This window comes from Polycladospora coralii, from assembly GCF_014773435.2.
Classification (GTDB): domain Bacteria; phylum Bacillota; class Bacilli; order Thermoactinomycetales; family Thermoactinomycetaceae; genus Polycladospora; species Polycladospora coralii.
Genome location: NZ_JACXAG020000002.1, coordinates 638,425 through 657,603 on the forward strand (window position 1 = coordinate 638,425; position 19,179 = coordinate 657,603).

Here is a 19,179-nt window from a genome sequence, read left to right on the forward strand (position 1 = left end):
AGTATCATGAGTTACAATAGTTGTACAGAGTAGCTCAAGTAGTAGAGCGCTTGCCTTGCAAGCAAGAGGTTGAAGGTGAAAGGCCTTCCTCTGCGGTGCGGTAGTTTAATTGTAAAATACCAGCCTTTCAAGCTGAAGATGGAGGCCTATGCCTCCCCGTATCTAGCCATTCCTAGCATAAAAAATGCTGGGAATGGCTTTTTCTTTTGTCTTGATTGTGAGCGAGTGCGGGTTAGCAGAGTCTGAAACATTACTTCATCAGGTTAAGCAAGGACTATGTCCCGATTAAAATGGCTTGAATCAGCAAGTATACATGGCCAGTTCAGTATCCTTTGCCTGCTTTATTTATTTTCCCTTACTCTTCTACCTCTACCTCTATCTCTTTCCATTCTGCTACTTTTAGCGCACTGATTTTTGCATCTTTAAAATTGACCTTAGGATAATTATCTAGTGGAATATCACCCGCGTAGATCCACTTATTGCCTCTTTGCTCAACAGCTACGCCTTTCATGATTTCACTTGTCGTCATCTCCGGTGAGAAATAAATATAAACCGCCCGCTTTGTTTTCTCAGGTAGTGGTGATGAACCAACCCAAACTTCTCCTGTGTATGATAAGAAAGGCTCAATATGTGTAATTCCTTCTTTCGATTTATTGCGCCCTGTTAATTGAGATAAGACGAAAGGGTCCGTTTTGATGAAGTATAGATCTCAATTACGTGGAGAAAAAACCGCTGATCTAATTAACAAAGTGAGTAGAGGCACGTAAAAAGAAATCGTTTAATCGTATAAGTAGACGAACTTAAAAGCTCCTACCTATACATCTTTGACATTACGGATCTTATTACTGAGAGGAGAACGCATATGAGTAAACATGTACCACAAGAGCTAGGAGAATGGTTGGAATACTATATCAAAAAGCAGATCGTTCGATTACATCCTGAGCGGGATGAATTGTTCATTGCGCATGAGAGTGGTCAATTGGATCGTTACTGCTATCTACCTACTCCACAACTTAAAATGAAGATACAAATTTCTGAAATCAGCGATGTATCTATTGCTCCTGACGGGAAATCGCTTGTTCTATTTAATCCAGTTGACAAACAGATAGAAATTCGATGTGTAGAAAATCTAAGCTTGCTTCGTACAATCAAAAATAAATACTTAAATGGTGATTTTTTAAGCCCAGTTGGCATTAGTCACGATGGAAAGTGGATTTTTGTAGAAAGTTATATGAATCCAGGAGGTATTGATGAACAAGAAGGCTTAGTATGGATCAATATGGAAACAGAGCAAATTCACACACAAACATGGAAAGAGTTAGGTTATAACAAATATGACATGTTAGGATATGAATTTGGATATGTCGAACAAATGGTGATTTCGCCCGATCAACAACAATTGGCTGTGAATGAATGGTTAGATGGCTATGCATTTCTCCATCTTTACTCAAACTGGTTGGCGGGTAGTGAGAAAACTTCACAGACGGTTGAAGAAAGCCCATTGAGTCAATTTGCATGGTCAGCAAACTTTTCCTATATTACAGATCTAGGGTATCATCCTAGCTCTAACTATTTGATTTTGTTTAGTACACTAGAGAAAGGGAGAGTTTGGATAGATAATCCAACGCAAGATACATCAGTGGGTTGCGTTGGGGAACTTATTGCGGTTTCTGCGCAAGAGCGTAAAGAATTATGGAGAGTTCCAATAGATTCAAGATTTACAGAGTCAAAAGAAGGAGTAGTGGAGGGCCGTTTTCACAATGGATATGCAGGAAAGCTTTTAGTAGGGGAGACGGAAGTGGTCATCACAGCTCCGAATGGACAACTTCTCTTCTTTGACTCTGAAACAGGAAACTTTAAACGGAAAATGAAAGTAAATGGGGACTATATCTTCGCACTTGGTTGGCATCGAGATGGAGATAAGATCCGTGTTGCTACAGATCAAGAAATTCAAGTGATTGAATGGCAATAACAAATGGAGTCGCCTTTCACATAGGACCAGAACCAAAGTTTTTGTAATATGATATAAATAAAGAAAAGGGGGATATCTATGAAAACCGAATCTATTCAAATGAAACCAATCGGAATCGTACATAGTCCGCGCACAGAGATGGTGGATGACTTGTGGGGATCTGTTGTTTCTACAATTGAACTTGATTCTGTTCAATTCACGGCAGAAGCACTGTACGGCTTGGAGCAATTTTCACATATAGAAGTGATTTTTTATATGGATCAAGTCAAATTAGATCAGATCCAAACGGGCGCTCGACATCCTCGTAATCGTACAGATTGGCCGATGGTGGGGATTTTTGGTCAACGGGCTAAGGCGAGACCTAATCGCTTAGGGGTGTCACGATGTCGGTTATTAAAGGTGGAGGCGCTCACGATAACGGTTCAAGCATTAGATGCGATTGATCAGACGCCTGTGCTAGATATTAAGCCCTATCTAAAAGAATTTGGCCCCAAAGGAGAAATTGTGCAACCGGAGTGGTCTAAAGCGTTGATGGATCGCTATTACGTATGAACGAGGAGGCTTGTCCAGAAGTGGACAAGCTTTTTTACTTCAATTTTTCTTTCACCGATTTGGTGAAATAACGGCGAAGTCCCCATACACTGACGATTGAGAGGAGGAGAAAGACGCAAAAACCTGCCCAATGCACGCCTAACCAATCAGGGCTAGGTACGTTTTCAAATACAAATCCAAATAAACCACCAAATAAGGCGAGTGGAAAACCAAAGATGGTGATCATGTTAATCATTCGATTGGTTTTTGCTTCAGAGTATCCGCGGATGATCGTCTCCAATTCTGAGACGGTGTCATATAGTTCTTGAAGCTGTGTATTTAAGCCCCACCGCTTTTCCACCGTTTGACGAAAGAGCTGTACATTATAATCGAGTGACTGGGACATGGTGCCCAAAATCGTTCGTCGCAAAACTAACTTTTGTTCCGCGATCCAGTGGTGTAGGGAGATGAGATAGCTTCCTGCTAGCTCTCTTTTCTGCACCAATTTAGCACGTGCATCATCTAGTTTCTGATTGATTTCACTGGTGATGCGATAGATGGCTTCTAAGCGAGCGAGAACATGCTCGATTTCTTGTTTATAGGTAGAGATGTCAAGTTGCTCATTATTCCAATCATCAAGGATATAAATACCTTGTGTATGAATGATAGCAAATCCACAAGATAGTTCTACGAAATCAAATTGACCTTCCGTTGGCAAAGGGTGAATGGGGGGGACCTTTCCTTCGTATAAGCCCGAAGCACATAAAGCTAGATAGCGCTTCATACTCGGTGTAGTCACGAGCATCTGTTGTCTACTGATCGAGTCCCAGCGAACAGCTACCAGACGTTTTTTTAAAATAGCATGGGAGATAACAGGAGGACAAGCATAGATCGCACACGTTTCTCCAATATCTCCTGATTGCAGATAAGGTCGTACTTGAATCGATTTGGCTGGGGTGTAGAGTTCCCAAATCGTTGATACCACTTGGCGCCATGTTAATTTTGATCCATATGTGGTGGCATTTATTTTTTTAGGCGCATGTAATTTGTCATATTGATCAGAGGAGTATTGCCAAGATTGACAGGGACTATTATCTTCTAGACAAGGACGGCTAACACTCCAAGTTTCTTCTTCCAATGCTTCGAGCTTATGCCATAAATCTTTTAAATGGATATTTAAATGTGGCTCTACTGAAATTTCAATATCTTTTCCCGTTCCTTTTAATTGGGGGCGGTGAATCGCCATAAAACTAAACCCGTAATGTAGCCAAGTACGTTCGTGATCATTACTTAAAAAAGAGCGAAGCAGACCCATATGTATATTATTGGTGGCGAGAAAAGCATCTACCATTAAGGTGCGATTGGAATCGATCAGAGGTAACTCCAATTGTACAATCGTAGCCTTTTGCACAGTTTGTATATACTTCTGATATTCAAACTTGAGAAAGGCAAGTGCACTGTTATACTCGACGATATGATCGAGTACAGGAACTTCATAGGGAGTAGCTTTCTCGATTAATAATTGAATGGTTAGTTTTAAGCAGTCATAGAAACCATGTAAGTATTGGGATTGGTCCATATGTGTAATGAGGTTGCCATAAGAATCGATCTCTTCGTCTGTGTTGATGTAAGCTTGTGCCAATGCATGATATAAACAACCCCATGAAGAGAACGGTTCACCAGTAGATTTGTTATCTCCACATTCCCACCTGTTCATGTAGTCCACCCATTCCTCAGGGATTTGACGGGTGGATACGCCCATTATTTTACAACAGAGAAATATGAGTGCGAGACAGCTATCTGCTGAAGCGTCTTCTATATAGAAATGCATTTGCTTGAAATCGATTTGTGGAGGGAATTTCTTTCGATCAGCCTCATAAACCAGTTGTGTGACCGATGGCGTGGAGGTTGTTTTGTGATTGAAAATCATGCCCCCTTCAGACGTTTTACCATATCCGATCAAAATTTCATTTTCATAAGCTGTATTTTTAGAGGATGCAAACTGTATCTTAATCTGCTCACATTGTTCTAGTAATTGTTCGAGTGCGACTGAAAAACGCATAGCAAACCTCCCTTTCTACAGAAGTAAACGACTGATATGAATCAGTCGTTTAATCCCAATTAAATTCATCATTTTGTTTAGATGAGGGATTTGGTGACGGTTTTGAATCCTTTTTTTTCCGTCTGCGTAAAACGAGGTATACAATTAAGGCCACAATCATGATGAAAACAACCAATAGGATAATGCCCCATGTGAGGATGTTTGGTATGTCTAAAGTGACTTGTATGGGGTTTATTTCACCTGGCTTTAATTCCCATGTGAGCGTTCTACCATCTTCACTTACCTTGGTGGCATTGTGATCATCTGCAGCTAGTGGTAGCGTTAATATAAAATCTAAATTGACTTGATTAAAGACGAGATCACCTAAGCCACCTAGTTCTCCTTCTGTATCACTTAAAGACGTAAGATCCACTTGGTCATCAAATGTGATTGATGTGGTGAAAAGATTGTTTTCCATTTTCACACCTTCACCAAGGTCAGTGAATGAAGGATCTTCAGTGGCGTATTGTTGACTGCTTGTTGATGCCGTTCGCTTCTGGAAGAAGTGCAAAGCAGATCCTGCTTCCTCTCCTAAATCGATCATTGGAGGTTCGTCTGCGACACTATCCACTTCTTTCGTGGCAATCCAACCTTTTTCCTCACCTTCTGTCACTTCTTTTACCGTATAACCTTGTTGTTCTAGGCGATCAATAATATCGTAAAATTGATTAGCAATTAGTTCATTGGCGGTGATCTTTACCTCATAGGAACCAGATCCATCCCAGTTCACGGTGACATGCATGGATGCATTGACACATCCAGTTAGCATAACCACAAATATGAGTGCAGTGATGACCCGCAACCATTTACGTTGACTAAACATCTAAAAACTCCCTTATTAAGTAGTTACAACATTCCTAGTTCATTATATCGGAATATTGTACATTCGATAAGAGTGGAATGGAAAATATGCGGTTTTAAACCGTGATGACTTCTTTTTGTTCTAATTCATGCGCATGTGGTTTATACATAAACTGACAGTCGTGTTGATGAACCCAAATAAGGGTGTGATGTTTCGGGCCGCTTAACGGAGTCCAAAACCTGAAGGAAGAAAGGGACGACACGTTTGACCGTAAGGTTTAGATGAAGCGGACTTGCGAAGGGGCATGATCTCGAATTAAATATCACATAAATCAAGACGCCTGATGTCTGCTGGAGAGGTGGGGTTAATGACTACTGACATACAGTTTGACTATGCGAATGCCATGCTTGATGCGCAAGAATTGGAACAACTAGAGCCTCAGGTTTTATTGGCACATCAACAGTTACATCAACATACTGGAGCGGGAGCAAATTTTCTAGGTTGGGTAGATTGGCCTTTTAATTACGATCGGGAAGAGTTTCATCGCGTCAAGCAAGCAGCTGAGACGATTGCGCAACAGGCTAATATTTTGGTGGTGATCGGAGTAGGCGGTTCTTACTTAGGATCACGCGCAGTGATTGAGATGCTTACAAACCTGTTTTATGCGCATCTTCCAACCCAAAAGCGCAAGTTTCCCGTTGTATACTACCTGGGTCATCATCTCAGCAGTAACTATATGGCAGATTTATTGGAGCTAATCGAAGATCATGAAGTAGCCATAAATGTGGTATCAAAATCTGGAACAACCGCAGAGCCAGCCCTAGCTTTTCGCGTGTTGCGTGCATATATGGAAAAGCGTTATGGTGTGGAAGGAGCACGCAGACGAATCTATGTGACAACAGATGCCGAAAAAGGTGCACTCAAACAATTAGCTGATGAAAAAAAATATGAAACATTTACAATACCAGATGATGTTGGAGGGCGATTTTCCGTACTTACAACGGTAGGATTACTTCCAATAGCGGTAGCAGGTATTGATATTGAGGAGTTGATGGCAGGAGCGCAAGCCGGTGTGAATGCCTATCGAAATCCTGCGATTAGCAGAAATATATGTTATCAATACGCTGCGATACGTAATTTATTATATAAAAAAGGAAAAAATAATGAATTATTAGTTAATTATCATCCGCAAATGACTTTTTTTTGTGAATGGTGGAAACAACTATTTGGTGAAAGTGAAGGGAAAGATCAGAAAGGGATACTCCCATCTTCTGTCAATTTCACTACAGATTTGCATGCGATGGGCCAGTATATTCAAGAGGGACGTCGACATTTATTTGAAACCGTCATCTTTGTGAACCGTTCTTCTAAGCCCGTCATGATTCCCGAAGATCAACAAAATAGGGATGGGATGAATCAACTAGCTGGAAAAGATTATGACTTTGTAAATCGGAAAGCATATGAAGGGACGCTGCTTGCTCATGTTGATGGAGGCGTCCCCAATTTAGCCATTACACTTGAACAGCTTACCGCTTACGCTGTAGGAGAGCTGATCTATTTTTTTGAAAAAGCATGTGGTTTAAGCGGGTATCTATTAGGTGTTAATCCATTTAATCAACCGGGAGTAGAAGCGTATAAAAAGAATATGTATGCATTGCTGGGACTACCAGGCTATGAGCGTTTGAAGGATCAGCTGGAGAACCGTTTATAAATAAGCAAGCAGACGAGAATCGTTCGTCTGCTTGCTTATCATATTTACTTTTCTGCGCCGATCCTATCTTGTATAAATTGGCGCATCGAAGTAATTTTGTCTCGCGATGTTTTCATCGTAGGTGCTACTGTAGCGATATAAAATTTGATTTTGGGTTCCGTTCCCGATGGTCGAATCGCTATCCAACTTCCATCTTCTAGATATGCTTTCAGCACATTTGCTGTAGGAAGATCATGTAAGCCAGCTTGGTAATCTTCGATCTGTGTCACTTTCATCGCTGCAATCTGCTTTGGAGGGTGCTCTCTCAGCTGGATCATGATTTGATTGATTCTCTCCAAGCCTTCTTTCCCTTTAAACGTATAAGAGATTAACGTTTCTTGATAGTAACCAAATTGTTGATACAAATGTTCCAGTACATCGATTAAGGTTTGAGATTGGTACTGATAATAGGCGGCCATTTCACAAATAAGCATAGCGGCTTGCACAGCGTCTTTATCACGAACGAAGTCACCCAAGAGATAGCCATAGCTTTCTTCAAATCCCATTAAAAAGGTTTCTGCATCACTTTTTTCAAAATGTGCGATCCGTTCAGCAATATATTTAAAGCCAGTGAGCAGATTAACGGTTTTGGCGCCATAATGGGATGCTATCTTCTCTGTGAAATCGGTCGTAACGATCGATTTCAAGATTGTGGCATTTTGGGATAATGTTTTTTGTTGTTGTTTTTGCTCTAATATATAGTAGAGGAGTAATACACCGATTTGATTTCCAGTTAACGGAATGTATTGGTTTTGATGTCGAATGAGCGCACCTAGACGATCGGCATCAGGATCCGTACTGATAACGATATCCGCTTTTTGTTTTTGTGCCAACTGGAGTGCGTGCGCAAATGCAGCCGGATCTTCTGGATTAGGTGTTTTCACAGTTGGAAAATCAGGATCGGGGTGTGCTTGCTCTTCTACCACGTACACATGTTGAAAACCGATTCGTGAAAGGATTTTCTGTACAGGTTTGTTTCCTGTTCCATGTAAAGGGGTAAAGACGATTTTGAATGTGTTTCGCATCGCATAGATACGGTCTTTTCGCAAGGATAAGTTTTCTAATTGCTTCATATACTGTTCTTCGATTGTAGGGGATATAAATTGAATCAATCCTTGCTCTAAGCCTTCTGTGAAGGGAAGAACAGGGAGAGAAATCATATCTTCAATTAAATTGATTTCGCTTAAAATGGCTTGAGCTGAAGCGGGCAGTAGTTGTGCACCGTCTGGTCCATACACTTTAAAACCGTTATACTCGGGTGGATTATGGCTTGCTGTGATGACGATTCCACCAGCGGCATTTAATTGACGTACTGCATAAGAAAGGAGTGGGGTAGGTTGTAACTCAGAAAATAAAAAAACACGAATCCCATGATAAGCAAGCACTTCGGCAGCCGTATGGGCGAAAAATGGAGATTGATGGCGAGAATCATAAGCAATCGCAATCCCTTTTGTCTTTACGTTAGGATCCATTTTTTGTAAGTATTGTGCAAAACCGGTTGTAGTACGGCGAATTGTGTATTTATTCATTCGATTTGTCCCCGCTCCGAGCATACCTCGAATACCAGCAGTTCCAAAGGAAAGATGACAATAAAAACGGTCTTCAATCTCCTGTTTGTCTATTAGTGACTTCAGTTCGTCACGTGTTTCAGTATCTAACAAGGGATGCTGTAGCCACTCCAAATAACTGGTATGCATATCAGGATTCCTCCAAGTTGAATTTGAAAAGATAGGAAAATGAATCATGTTGACACATATGAAATGGGACTCTATCATTAAAATAATTATTTCTCCAATGCTTTTCTTTAAACAATTGTTTGTTTTTTGTGAACGACTTAAGTGATATGATTATAAATGTTATGCAGGAAAGTTGTATAGCTTTACATTCTCTTGAATGAGGGAGAGCGCATATGAAAACGGGTAGCTTTCAATGGATGAAGTCATTAAATAAATCAACGATATTAAATATGATTCGTTTGCATGGTCCGATCTCACGTGCAGAAATTGCAAAAATAACCAAATTAACACCACCAACAGTGACTAATATTGTAAATGAATTATTAGATGACCATCTTGTCGTAGAAAGTGATTTAGGTACATCTACAGGTGGTAGAAAACCGATTATGCTTGAAGTGAACAATAGACACTTTAGTGTGATCGGTATTTATATCAGAGAACGTGGAATAGATGTTGCTGTGGCCAATTTAGATGGTACAATTAATCATAAGTTAGAATTGGAAATTTCAGAACATCCAACAAAAGAAGAATTTCTTAAAGAGCTCACAAATGCAGTTAGTTTAGCACTTGAGAAGTCTAAGGCAGATGAAAAACCAACTTTAGGTGTTGGAATAGGCATACAAGGACAAGTGAATCCCTTAAAAGGTGAAGCCAAATGGGTACCAAACTTAAAACTTGAAAATATTCCGATTAAAACGCATTTAGAGTCTCGTTTTCATATTCCGATTGAAGTGGATCACGATGTGCGTGCCATTGCATTAGCTGAAAATTGGTTTGGCCAAGGTCGTGATCTGAATAACTTTATTTGTGTGAAAGTTGGAACCAGAATCGGTGCTGGGATCATGCTCAATCAGGAGCTTTACTACGGTGCGCATTATAGTGCTGGTGAGATTGAGCACACCCCGATTGATTTAGATGGACCAGCATGTAGTTGTGGAAAAAGAGGCTGTCTAGCTGCTTTCGTAGGAGCACCAGGTATTGTCAGACGGGCGAAACAAGCACTTGCAGACGGTGAATCTTCTATTTTGCATCAAAGCGTACAGAAACAGTCAGGAGCAGATCTAACCAGTAAAGATGTTTATACAGCTGCGATGGAAGGTGATGTACTAGCGATTCGATTACTTGGTGAAGCAGGTCAATATCTGGGAATGGAAATCACCAACTTAATCCATGTGCTAGATCCTGATTGTGTTATCTTGCATGGTGGTGTATCACGTGCAGAGCCCTTACAAGAGGCTGTCCACGCTTATTTGCTTGCACATGTGAGTAGTCAAGTTTCGATTGTGCAAACAAAACTTGGAAAAGTAGCGCCAGTGATGGGCGCATTTACACTTGCCTTAAAAAAAATATTTGATCCTCATATTGATGAAATTGATCATAGTACGCTTAGAAAAGGCGAACAGTGGTGAACCTTTCTTTTGCGAAGTAAACCGATTTAGCAAATCTGTTCATGAGTGAATGGTTTCGTTTTTTTGAAAAGGGAGGGGATGAAATTTGGAAGATCAATATAGCCTAGTGAGCATGACTGGTTATGGAAGAGCAACAGCGGAAACAGATGAATTAAGCATTGTGGTGGAATTGCGCTCAGTAAATCATCGCTTCTTAGAAGTCGTCTCTAAACTCCCTCATGGGTTAATGGGATTAGAAGAGGAGATTAAGAAAAAAGTAGGACAATGGGTGAAGCGGGGTCGTGTCGATACTTTTGTGCAATTGGAGTGGAAAAAAACACCACAGCGCAAAGTTGAAGTGGATTGGGATCTCGTACATGGATTTATGGAACATAGCAAACAGCTGGAATCTAAGTTAGGGATTAAAGCTGAATTTACGGTTTCAGACTTTATACATAAACCAGAGTTTTGGATTATTCATGAACACAAGTGGGATACCGATCATATTTCGATTCCCTTAAGCCAAGCATTAGAAGGAGCATGTGAAACATTAAATCGCATGCGCAAACAGGAAGGTAGCTATTTAGCACAAGATCTAGAACAGCGACTAAAAAATATGGAAGATATTATCCAACAAATGGAAAAGAAGGTACCGCTCGCTAGAAAACAGCTAGAACAACGCTTTCGTCTACGTATAGAACAGTTACTAGATGACGTAAACTATGAGCAAGAGAAATTATTAACAGAAGTAGCAATACTTGCAGAAAAAGCAGATATTAGCGAAGAGTTGATTCGTATCCGTAGCCATCTTATCCAATTTAAGAAAAGCATGGGAATGCAGGAACCGATGGGACGGAAATTAGATTTTTTATTGCAAGAATTTCATCGCGAACTAAATACAATTGGTGCAAAATCACATTTTACTGAACTGAATACGTTAGTTGTAGAAGCAAAGAGTGAAATTGAGAAAATGAAAGAACAAGTGCAAAATATAGAGTAATTAGATTGAATATTGATTCTGTGTTGCTTCCATGTAAAAAAGCGTCTAAAATAGCGTAGTAGGATCACATAAGTAGATGTAGGATGTTTAAATCGTCTCGAAAGAGCATTGATTGATCCTAACAAACTGGAAAATCGTTTAATCAGACAAGAATTATTTGAGGTGGGGGAGGTCTTTAAGTTTGGGAATCAAATTAATAAATATTGGGTTTGGTAATATTGTGTCAGCCAATCGGATTGTGTCGATTGTAAGTCCAGATTCCGCACCGATTAAGAGAATCATACAGGAAGCACGAGATCGAGGCGTTCTGGTTGATGCTACATATGGGCGGCGGACACGTGCAGTCATTATTACCGATAGCGATCATGTCATCTTATCTGCTGTACAACCTGAAACGGTTGCACATCGTCTAGCAAGTAAAGAACAAACTGATGATCTTGTAGAGTAGGAAGGACAAGTTATGAAGGCTAATTATCAAAATGATGGCTTACTTATTGTTGTATCTGGACCGTCAGGTGTAGGCAAAGGTACAGTCTGCGCGGCACTGCGCGAGAAAAAGACAGACTTAACCTATTCAGTCTCCGCTACCACACGTCAACCACGTGAGGGCGAAGAACATGGTGTAAATTACTTTTTTGAGACAGAGACTTCATTTAAGAAGATGATACAAAATGAAGAGCTCATTGAGTGGGCACAGTACGTGGGTAATTACTATGGAACACCCCGAAGATTTGTTGAGGATACGTTGCGTTCAGGAAAAGATGTTTTACTGGAGATTGATGTGCAAGGTGCCCAACAAGTAAAACAACGTTTCTCTAATGGCATATTTATATTCTTACTACCGCCAAGTATAGACGATTTAAGAGAACGAATTGTGGGACGTGGTAGTGAAACGGAGGCTTCTATTCATAATCGCCTAGGTGCTGCAACTGACGAATTTAAACATGTTCAGTACTATGATTATGTGGTGATCAACGATCGTGTTGAAGCAGCTTGTGAACGCATAGATGCTATTATTACAGCCGAGCATTGTAAGAAAGATCGAATTGTAATGATGAATGGATAGGAGGCGATAATATGTTGTATCCATCAATTGATGAATTGATGAATAAAGCGGACAGCAAATACTCACTAGTGGTATTAGCTGCTAAGCGTGCCCGCAAACTTTTAGAAGGACAAGATGCACAATTAATTCCTTTTTCAAGTAAAAATGTAGGCGTGGCATTAGAAGAAATTTCAAATGATCTCTTAAATTCTCCTGAGCGCGTAGGCAAGAAATAAGTCGAAATATAACCAAACAACCTGTATGAAGTTGCGACGGATGAAGTGACAGATGTCTGTGCAACTCCATTTAGGTTGTTATTTTTATATGGGGTATTTCATAGGAAAGGCGGATGCAATCATGCGCGGGAAGCGAATTGTATTAGGAATTTCTGGGGGGATTGCCGCTTATAAAGCAGCGACACTCGCGAGCCAACTGACACAAGCTGGAGCAGATGTACGCGTTATTATGACTCAGTCAGCGACTAAGTTTATTACACCTTTAACCTTGCAGATCTTATCGAAACATGAAGTAGCCATAGATACATTTGATGAAAAAGATCCAGAAGTGGTATCTCATATCGATATTGCGGATCATGCGGATCTTGTTGTTATTGCACCTGCAACCGCCAATGTAATAGCTAAACTAGCACATGGCATTGCGGATGATATGTTGTCTACCACTTGTTTAGCGACCACAGCTCCAGTTATGATAGCGCCTGCTATGAACGTGCATATGTATGATCATCCGACTGTGCGTCAGAATATGGATCAGTTGCAGGGATTAGGTATTCATTTTATTGAACCGGGGAGCGGACCATTAGCATGTGGCTATGTGGGGAAAGGTCGTATGGCTGAGCCTGAGGAGATTATGGCATATATCGCCTCTTTTTTTATGAAAAAACAACCACTTCGCGGTAAAAAGGTTTTAATTACAGCAGGACCGACGATAGAACCAGTTGATCCAGTACGTTTCTTCTCAAATCACTCGTCGGGGAAGATGGGATATGCGATTGCTGAAGTAGCAGCTGAAGCTGGAGCAGAAGTTACGATTATTAGTGGTCCTGTACCACTTCAAACACCAGCGGGTGTAGAGCGTTTTTCAATTCAAACTGCTGAAGAGATGAAAGAAGAAGTGTTAAAAAGATTAGCGGATTCGGATATCATTATTAAAGCGGCGGCTGTTGCAGATTATAGACCGAAGGTCGTTCAAACACAAAAAATCAAGAAAAATGATCATGAACTGACGTTAACATTGGAGAAAACGACTGATATTGCGGCAGAAGTGGGGAAAAGAAAAAAAGCGAATCAAATCTTTGTAGGGTTTGCAGCTGAGACAAACGATGTAGAGAAACATGCTATAGACAAATTGAAGCGTAAAGGGATGGATTTGATTGTGGCCAATGATGTCACACTTGAAGGTGCTGGCTTTGGTACAGATACAAATATTGTCACCCTATACGATGCAAATGGATGTGTGAAGCAGTTACCACAGATGACGAAGCAAAAAGTAGCAACCGAATTGATTGCCGTTATAGGGGAACGCTTACATGATTGACGTTATGCATCAATATGCAGAGATTTACGTTGATGTACCCGTTAAAAATACAGATCGTGCTTTTGATTATGCGATACCGGAGTCCTTTCGTGCAGATATACGCGTAGGTAGTCGCGTGCTTGTACCGTTTGGACCGCGTAAGTTGATTGGTTATGTAACGCGCTGTAAAACAACGACTGACACGAAGCGCGTAAAGGCCATTCTAGATGTTTTAGATGTAACGCCTCCTCTTACAACTGAATTGATCCAATTGGGATTTTATATGGCTGATACCTATCTCTGTCACACCATCACAGCCTTTCAATCTATGATCCCGGCTGTTTTGAAGGGGAAGTATCGCAAAGTGGTTACTTTAGGTGATCAGACAGATCCAATCATCAAGGGCGAGAAATCGCGTGTAGTTGATCAATTAATACAAGCCTTACAAGAAAAAGGCCTGCTTATGTTAGAGCAAGCTTTACAGGTTGTTGAACAGGATCGAATTCTGATCAGAAAGCTGATGGAGAATGGCTTAATTCGTGTTGAAGAGCAGGTCGGTGATCGCGTAACGAAACAAAAAGTAGGCTGGCTACTACCCGCAGAAAAAGGGGTATTGCAGGAAGCGCTCATCCAATTACCCAAGCAAGCAAAAAAACAACGGGAATTGGTTTCGTATTTTATCGAAAATCATCATGAAATTCCTTTACAATCTCTATTAACCGAAATGAAAACAACGCGACCCACCGTTCGGAAATTAATGGATCATGGTATCATAAAAATGGAAGAGCGCGAGCGTTTCCGCGATCCCTATCAAAATCGCACCTATCAACGCACTACCCCCCTTCCTTTAACAACTGAGCAACAACAAGCTTATCACCAAATGGTGGTTGCGATCGAGAATGGGCATTATGCTTCAGTACTCCTACATGGTGTGACAGGAAGTGGTAAGACAGAGGTTTACTTGCAGTTAATTGAGGTCGCTTTGAAAAAAGGAAAAGAATGTATCGTACTCGTTCCCGAAATTTCTCTCACACCCCAGATGGTGGAGCGATTTAAAGGGCGATTTGGGGAATTAGTGGCTGTATTACATAGTGGGTTATCAGCTGGTGAACGCTTTGATGAATGGCGTAAAATACGCTCGGGACAAGTTAAGATAGCCATTGGTGCTCGCTCTGCTATCTTTGCTCCTTTTGCTCATATTGGGTTAATCATCATTGATGAAGAGCATGAGACAACATATAAACAAGAAGAGCATCCGAAGTATCACGCCCGGGAAGTCGCAAACTGGCGCGCACAACATCATCAAGCTTTACTAGTCCTCGGCACTGCCACCCCTGCTGTAGAAACTTATTATGCTGCACGTACGGGTGAATTAACATGGGTGCAAATGCGTGAGCGGGTACAGGGGAGAGCACTACCTACGATTGAAGTTGTCGATATGCGTGAAGAACTTAAAATCGGAAATCGAAGTATGTTTAGTAGAGCCTTGCACTCCGCCATTGTAGCCTGTATAGAAAAAGGTGAACAAGCTGTTCTTTTTCTTAATCGGCGTGGGTTTTCTACGTTTGTCCTATGTAGAGAATGTGGTGAAACGGTAGCATGTCCACATTGTGAAATCGCGCTTACGTATCATCAGACCAATCAATCTGTACGTTGCCATTATTGTGGGTATGCTACGGGCCTCCCTACGGAATGTCCCTCGTGTCAGAGTCGACATATTCGCCATTTTGGAACGGGTACACAAAAGGTAGAGGAAGAGTTAAAACGTACATTAGAAAATATTCGAGTGATTCGTATGGATGTGGATACCACGGGAAAAAAAGGGGCACATGAACGACTCTTACGACAATTTGGCGAAGGGAAGGCTGATGTACTGGTTGGGACACAGATGATTGCGAAAGGACTCGATTTTCCTAAAGTGACAGTAGTAGGCGTAATTGCAGCTGATACCACTTTGCATTTACCGCATTACAAAGCAGGCGAACGTACCTTTCAGTTACTCACGCAAGTGAGTGGGCGTGCAGGCCGACATGAACGTCCAGGGCGTGTTTTCATACAATCCTATAACGGTGATCATTATAGTATTGATTACGCGGCCCATTATCAAATGGAATCGTTTTACCGTACAGAATGTCAAATGCGTCGCAATTTGCACTATCCACCTTATTATGGTTTATTTACATTAATACTAAGTCATCCAGATCGTCTAAAGTTGATGCATGCTTCTCAGCAGATGGCCAGTCAATTACAGCTCGGCTTACAAGATATTGCTCAATTACTAGGCCCAGTACCTGCATCGATGCCTAAATTAAAAGATCGTTATCGTATGCAAATGATGATTAAATATCAGCTTATTCCAGAACATAATCATCTTGTTAAAGAAGTCGTACGTAATGCGATTCAAACAGATGATGCTGCGCTTCGCATCCACGTTGATCGTGAAGGTCGCTGGACACAAGATTGGAAAAAAGATTAGGAGGTTTTAAGATGGCTATTCGAAGTATTGTACAATATCCCGATCCAGTATTAAAACAAAAGGCAAAAGCGGTAACGAAATTTCACGCGCGTTTACACAAATTGATTGATGACATGGTAGAAACGATGTATGATGCACCAGGTGTAGGTCTTGCGGCACCACAAGTGGGGATTTTGAAGCGAGTTATCGTTGTAGATATCGGTGTTGAATTATACGAAGTTGTAAATCCGGAGGTGGTTGAAAGACGAGGAGAACAAAATGCTGTGGCCGAAGGGTGTTTAAGTATCCCCAATTTACTAGGTCACGTCAGACGTGCTGAATATGTGAAGATAAAAGGCCAAAATCGCTTTGGTGAAGAGATTGAAATCGAAGCAGATGGGTATCTTGCAGTCGCGTTTCAACATGAAATAGATCATTTAAATGGGGTCTTGTTTATCGATGTAGCCGAAAAAACATTTCGACCGCAAGAAAGGGAGTGAGCTTGATGCCGGGAGAACGTCCACTTCGTATCGTATTTATGGGAACACCAGATTTTGCAGTGCCAGCTTTGGAGATGCTGATAGAGTCCCAAGAAGAGGTAGTGGCAGTTGTGACTCAGCCTGATCGACCTAAGGGTCGTAAAAAAGAACGAATCCCTTCACCTGTCAAAAGGGTAGCAGTAGAAAATGGTATCCCTGTGTTACAACCAGAAAAAGTTCGTGATCCGGAAGCACTGGCAGAGCTTTTCCAATATGAACCTGATTTAATTATAACGGCTGCCTATGGACAAATTTTGCCAGAATCATTATTACAAACCCCACCACATGGATGTATGAATATTCATGCCTCGCTACTGCCCAAGTATAGAGGGGGGGCTCCGATTCATCAAGCCATTATAAATGGTGAAAAAGAAACAGGCGTAACCATTATGTACATGGTAAAAGCTTTAGATGCGGGGGATATGATCGTGCAACGTGCGATCCCCATCGAAAAAGATGATCATGTGGGGACGATGCATGATAAATTAAGTCAACTCGGCTCAACGTTATTGGCTGAAGTGATTGCTAAACTTAAACGTGGTGACATAAAAGCGATTCCACAGGATGAGCGTCAAGTAACCTATTCACCTAATATTAAAAGAGAAGACGAAAAGTTGGATTGGACGCGCGCTGCTTCTGCACTGGCCGATCAAGTTCGCGGATTACATCCATGGCCGGTTGCGTATACTTTATGGCAAGGAGAGCCACTTAAAATTTGGTGGGCGGAAGCGGTCGATGATGAGGTCAAAGCAGAGCCAGGTACCATACAACAGATCGACTCGAATGGGATTGTTGTGGCTACAGGTGAAGGCTGTTTGTCTATTATGGAACTTCAACCTGCGGGCAAGAAAAGAATGGATGTCGAACAATTTTTGCGTGGACGCCAACTCGATATGGGTGAGAAGTTAGGGGAGTAATCATGGAAAAAGATTCAGCCCGCTCATTAGCCGTCGATCTCTTGACGGAATGGGAGGAAAAGCAAGCATATAGTAATTTATTACTTAACCAAGCGCTTCGTCATGCTAAGTTATCACCACGTGATAAAGGCTTGGTCACTGAACTATTTTATGGAACGATTCAACGATTAAATACGATTGATTGGGTCCTCAATCAATTGGTGAAAAAAGGTGTACACACATTAGAAGCATGGGTGCGGCAGGTATTGCGAATTAGTATATATCAGTTATTATTTTTAGATAAAATACCTGAGCGAGCGGTCGTACACGAAGCGGTTCAATATAGTAAAAACCGGAGCCATAAAGGGATAGCTGGACTGGTAAATGGTGTGCTTCGTGGTTTTTTACGTCGAAGTGAAGCACTAACACCGCCTGCACAACCCCAAACACATGCTGAGCAATCGTTGACCTATTCTTTTCCTAAATGGATGATCCAGCATATGGAAGATGCTTATGGTGTTACTGAGACACAGCAATGGCTTGCAGATAGTTTACTTCCACCGCAACTAAGTGTACGAATAAATACGAGCAAAATAAGCAGACAAGCGTTTATTGAATTGTGGAATCAGAGTGAGAAGGGTGTAGCGCGAGCTTCTACTGTAACACAAGACGGTGTTATTTTATCTGGAAGTGGAAACCCAGCATACAGCGAGTTATTTGAAATCGGATACTTCACGATACAAGATGAAAGTTCAATGTTAGTAGGAGAGATCCTTGCGCCTACCCCTGACATGACAGTATTAGATATGTGCGCTGCTCCAGGCGGTAAAGCAACGCATATCGCCCAAATCATGGAGAACCAAGGAAAGGTTGTTGCTTGTGATCTTCATCCGCATAAGCTTGCTTTGATAGAAGCACACATAAAACGGTTAGGCTTTACAAATGTAAGGGTATTGAGTGGAGATAGTCGCTATATTTCCCGGAAAATACCGAATGAGAAGTTCGATGCTATATTATTAGATGCGCCCTGTTCTGGATTAGGTGTAATTCGGAGAAAGCCAGAGATTAAATGGACAAAAAAACCGCAGCATATTGAGGGACTGGTACGTATTCAAGCCGAGTTATTAGAAGAAGCAGCTCAACTTTTAAATCCGGGAGGTACACTCGTTTACAGTACGTGTACTTTTGAAAAAGCTGAAAATCAGGATCAAGTAGCAGCATTTCTTAAACGACATCCGGAGTTTGAAGTGGCATTAGAACCGCAGTTATTACCTTCAGAAGTGGAGGCAAAAGCCATATTTGGCCCTGGTTGGTTACAAATCCTTCCACATCATTTTCATAGTGATGGTTTCTTTATCGCCAGATTACACAAGCGAAATGACATTTGAACACAAATGTCATTTCGCTATTTTTTTTCGCAGAGCGGTGTAT

The 19,179-nt window shown here is 41.2% G+C and carries 17 protein-coding genes and 2 tRNA genes; 15 read left to right on the top strand and 4 right to left on the bottom strand.

The features are described from left to right. Positions 1-23 precede the first annotated feature (23 nt). Positions 24-96, top strand: a tRNA-Ala gene (locus IC619_RS07460). Continuing rightward, positions 95-164 (top strand) — tRNA-Glu (locus IC619_RS07465). Before IC619_RS07460 ends, IC619_RS07465 begins: the two co-directional genes overlap by 2 nt. A 191-nt stretch (positions 165-355) precedes the next feature. Here IC619_RS07465 and IC619_RS07470 read toward each other — a convergent pair. Then, on the bottom strand, positions 356-511 hold the full coding sequence (locus IC619_RS07470; RefSeq protein WP_191140065.1) for a hypothetical protein: 156 nt from the start codon (positions 509-511) through the stop codon (positions 356-358). Positions 512-862: 351 nt separating this feature from the next. Here IC619_RS07470 and IC619_RS07475 point away from each other — a divergent pair, with 351 nt between their 5' ends. Together IC619_RS07475 and tsaA are read left to right on the top strand one after the other, a co-directional pair. Beyond that, positions 863-1,972, top strand: a complete 1,110-nt coding sequence (locus IC619_RS07475) for a PQQ-binding-like beta-propeller repeat protein (protein ID WP_191140066.1) — start codon at positions 863-865, stop codon at positions 1,970-1,972. 78 nt (positions 1,973-2,050) lie between these two features. Next, positions 2,051-2,524 (top strand): tRNA (N6-threonylcarbamoyladenosine(37)-N6)-methyltransferase TrmO, encoded by a 474-nt coding sequence (tsaA, locus tag IC619_RS07480; protein WP_213260842.1) that lies wholly within the window; start codon positions 2,051-2,053, stop codon positions 2,522-2,524. A 34-nt stretch (positions 2,525-2,558) separates the two neighbouring features. Here tsaA and IC619_RS07485 read toward each other — a convergent pair whose 3' ends face one another. Together IC619_RS07485 and IC619_RS07490 are read right to left on the bottom strand one after the other, a co-directional pair. Then, on the bottom strand, positions 2,559-4,565 hold the full coding sequence (locus IC619_RS07485) for a CorA family divalent cation transporter (protein WP_191140067.1): 2,007 nt from the start codon (positions 4,563-4,565) through the stop codon (positions 2,559-2,561). Between the two features lie 49 nt (positions 4,566-4,614). After that, the gene (locus IC619_RS07490; RefSeq protein ID WP_191140068.1) at positions 4,615-5,427 is read right to left on the bottom strand and encodes a DUF3153 domain-containing protein; all 813 of its coding nucleotides are present in this window, start codon (positions 5,425-5,427) and stop codon (positions 4,615-4,617) included. Positions 5,428-5,773: 346 nt separating this feature from the next. Between IC619_RS07490 and IC619_RS07495 the strand changes: the two genes are divergently transcribed. Further along, the gene (locus IC619_RS07495) at positions 5,774-7,117 is read left to right on the top strand and encodes a glucose-6-phosphate isomerase (protein WP_191140069.1); all 1,344 of its coding nucleotides are present in this window, start codon (positions 5,774-5,776) and stop codon (positions 7,115-7,117) included. Between the two features lie 44 nt (positions 7,118-7,161). On the opposite strand, the gene IC619_RS07500 is transcribed toward IC619_RS07495, so the two are convergent. Further along, positions 7,162-8,853, bottom strand: a complete 1,692-nt coding sequence (locus IC619_RS07500; protein WP_191140070.1) for a phospho-sugar mutase — start codon at positions 8,851-8,853, stop codon at positions 7,162-7,164. 212 nt (positions 8,854-9,065) lie between these two features. On the opposite strand from IC619_RS07500, the gene IC619_RS07505 reads away from it, so the two are divergent. The 10 genes from IC619_RS07505 to rsmB all read left to right on the top strand — a co-directional run bounded on the left by IC619_RS07505 (position 9,066) and on the right by rsmB (position 19,136). Next, the gene (locus IC619_RS07505) at positions 9,066-10,301 is read left to right on the top strand and encodes an ROK family transcriptional regulator (protein ID WP_191140071.1); all 1,236 of its coding nucleotides are present in this window, start codon (positions 9,066-9,068) and stop codon (positions 10,299-10,301) included. 85 nt (positions 10,302-10,386) lie between these two features. Then, positions 10,387-11,280 (top strand): YicC/YloC family endoribonuclease, encoded by an 894-nt coding sequence (locus IC619_RS07510; RefSeq protein WP_191140072.1) that lies wholly within the window; start codon positions 10,387-10,389, stop codon positions 11,278-11,280. Positions 11,281-11,461: 181 nt separating this feature from the next. Further along, entirely contained in the window at positions 11,462-11,728 is a 267-nt protein-coding gene (gene remA / locus IC619_RS07515; RefSeq protein ID WP_191140073.1) for an extracellular matrix/biofilm regulator RemA, read from the top strand. Positions 11,729-11,740: 12 nt separating this feature from the next. Continuing rightward, entirely contained in the window at positions 11,741-12,346 is a 606-nt protein-coding gene (gene gmk / locus IC619_RS07520; protein ID WP_191140074.1) for a guanylate kinase, read from the top strand. Between the two features lie 11 nt (positions 12,347-12,357). Then, positions 12,358-12,561, top strand: a complete 204-nt coding sequence (rpoZ, locus tag IC619_RS07525) for a DNA-directed RNA polymerase subunit omega (RefSeq protein ID WP_191140075.1) — start codon at positions 12,358-12,360, stop codon at positions 12,559-12,561. Positions 12,562-12,679: 118 nt separating this feature from the next. Continuing rightward, entirely contained in the window at positions 12,680-13,879 is a 1,200-nt protein-coding gene (gene coaBC / locus IC619_RS07530; protein WP_191140197.1) for a bifunctional phosphopantothenoylcysteine decarboxylase/phosphopantothenate--cysteine ligase CoaBC, read from the top strand. Further along, positions 13,872-16,334, top strand: a complete 2,463-nt coding sequence (gene priA / locus IC619_RS07535; protein ID WP_191140076.1) for a primosomal protein N' — start codon at positions 13,872-13,874, stop codon at positions 16,332-16,334. Before coaBC ends, priA begins: the two co-directional genes overlap by 8 nt. Before the next feature lie 11 nt (positions 16,335-16,345). Continuing rightward, positions 16,346-16,813: a peptide deformylase gene (gene def, locus IC619_RS07540; RefSeq protein ID WP_191140077.1), complete on the top strand. Its 468-nt coding sequence runs from the start codon at positions 16,346-16,348 to the stop codon at positions 16,811-16,813. A gap of 5 nt (positions 16,814-16,818) precedes the next feature. Continuing rightward, a complete protein-coding gene (gene fmt, locus IC619_RS07545; RefSeq protein WP_191140078.1) occupies positions 16,819-17,769 on the top strand; it encodes a methionyl-tRNA formyltransferase in 951 nt (316 codons plus the stop codon). A gap of 2 nt (positions 17,770-17,771) precedes the next feature. Beyond that, the gene (gene rsmB, locus IC619_RS07550; RefSeq protein ID WP_249669743.1) at positions 17,772-19,136 is read left to right on the top strand and encodes a 16S rRNA (cytosine(967)-C(5))-methyltransferase RsmB; all 1,365 of its coding nucleotides are present in this window, start codon (positions 17,772-17,774) and stop codon (positions 19,134-19,136) included. Positions 19,137-19,179 lie beyond the last annotated feature (43 nt).

What these genes read in the sequence shown, in the direction of transcription:
- IC619_RS07470 (WP_191140065.1), bottom strand. Translation starts at nt 511, where the DNA reads ATGAAAGGCGTAGCTGTTGAGCAAAGAGGCAATAAGTGGATCTACGCG.
- IC619_RS07475 (WP_191140066.1), top strand. Translation starts at nt 863, where the DNA reads ATGAGTAAACATGTACCACAAGAGCTAGGAGAATGGTTGGAATACTAT.
- tsaA (WP_213260842.1), top strand. Translation starts at nt 2,051, where the DNA reads ATGAAAACCGAATCTATTCAAATGAAACCAATCGGAATCGTACATAGT.
- IC619_RS07485 (WP_191140067.1), bottom strand. Translation starts at nt 4,565, where the DNA reads ATGCGTTTTTCAGTCGCACTCGAACAATTACTAGAACAATGTGAGCAG.
- IC619_RS07490 (WP_191140068.1), bottom strand. Translation starts at nt 5,427, where the DNA reads ATGTTTAGTCAACGTAAATGGTTGCGGGTCATCACTGCACTCATATTT.
- IC619_RS07495 (WP_191140069.1), top strand. Translation starts at nt 5,774, where the DNA reads ATGACTACTGACATACAGTTTGACTATGCGAATGCCATGCTTGATGCG.
- IC619_RS07500 (WP_191140070.1), bottom strand. Translation starts at nt 8,853, where the DNA reads ATGCATACCAGTTATTTGGAGTGGCTACAGCATCCCTTGTTAGATACT.
- IC619_RS07505 (WP_191140071.1), top strand. Translation starts at nt 9,066, where the DNA reads ATGAAAACGGGTAGCTTTCAATGGATGAAGTCATTAAATAAATCAACG.
- gmk (WP_191140074.1), top strand. Translation starts at nt 11,741, where the DNA reads ATGAAGGCTAATTATCAAAATGATGGCTTACTTATTGTTGTATCTGGA.
- rpoZ (WP_191140075.1), top strand. Translation starts at nt 12,358, where the DNA reads ATGTTGTATCCATCAATTGATGAATTGATGAATAAAGCGGACAGCAAA.
- priA (WP_191140076.1), top strand. Translation starts at nt 13,872, where the DNA reads ATGATTGACGTTATGCATCAATATGCAGAGATTTACGTTGATGTACCC.
- def (WP_191140077.1), top strand. Translation starts at nt 16,346, where the DNA reads ATGGCTATTCGAAGTATTGTACAATATCCCGATCCAGTATTAAAACAA.
- fmt (WP_191140078.1), top strand. Translation starts at nt 16,819, where the DNA reads ATGCCGGGAGAACGTCCACTTCGTATCGTATTTATGGGAACACCAGAT.
- rsmB (WP_249669743.1), top strand. Translation starts at nt 17,772, where the DNA reads ATGGAAAAAGATTCAGCCCGCTCATTAGCCGTCGATCTCTTGACGGAA.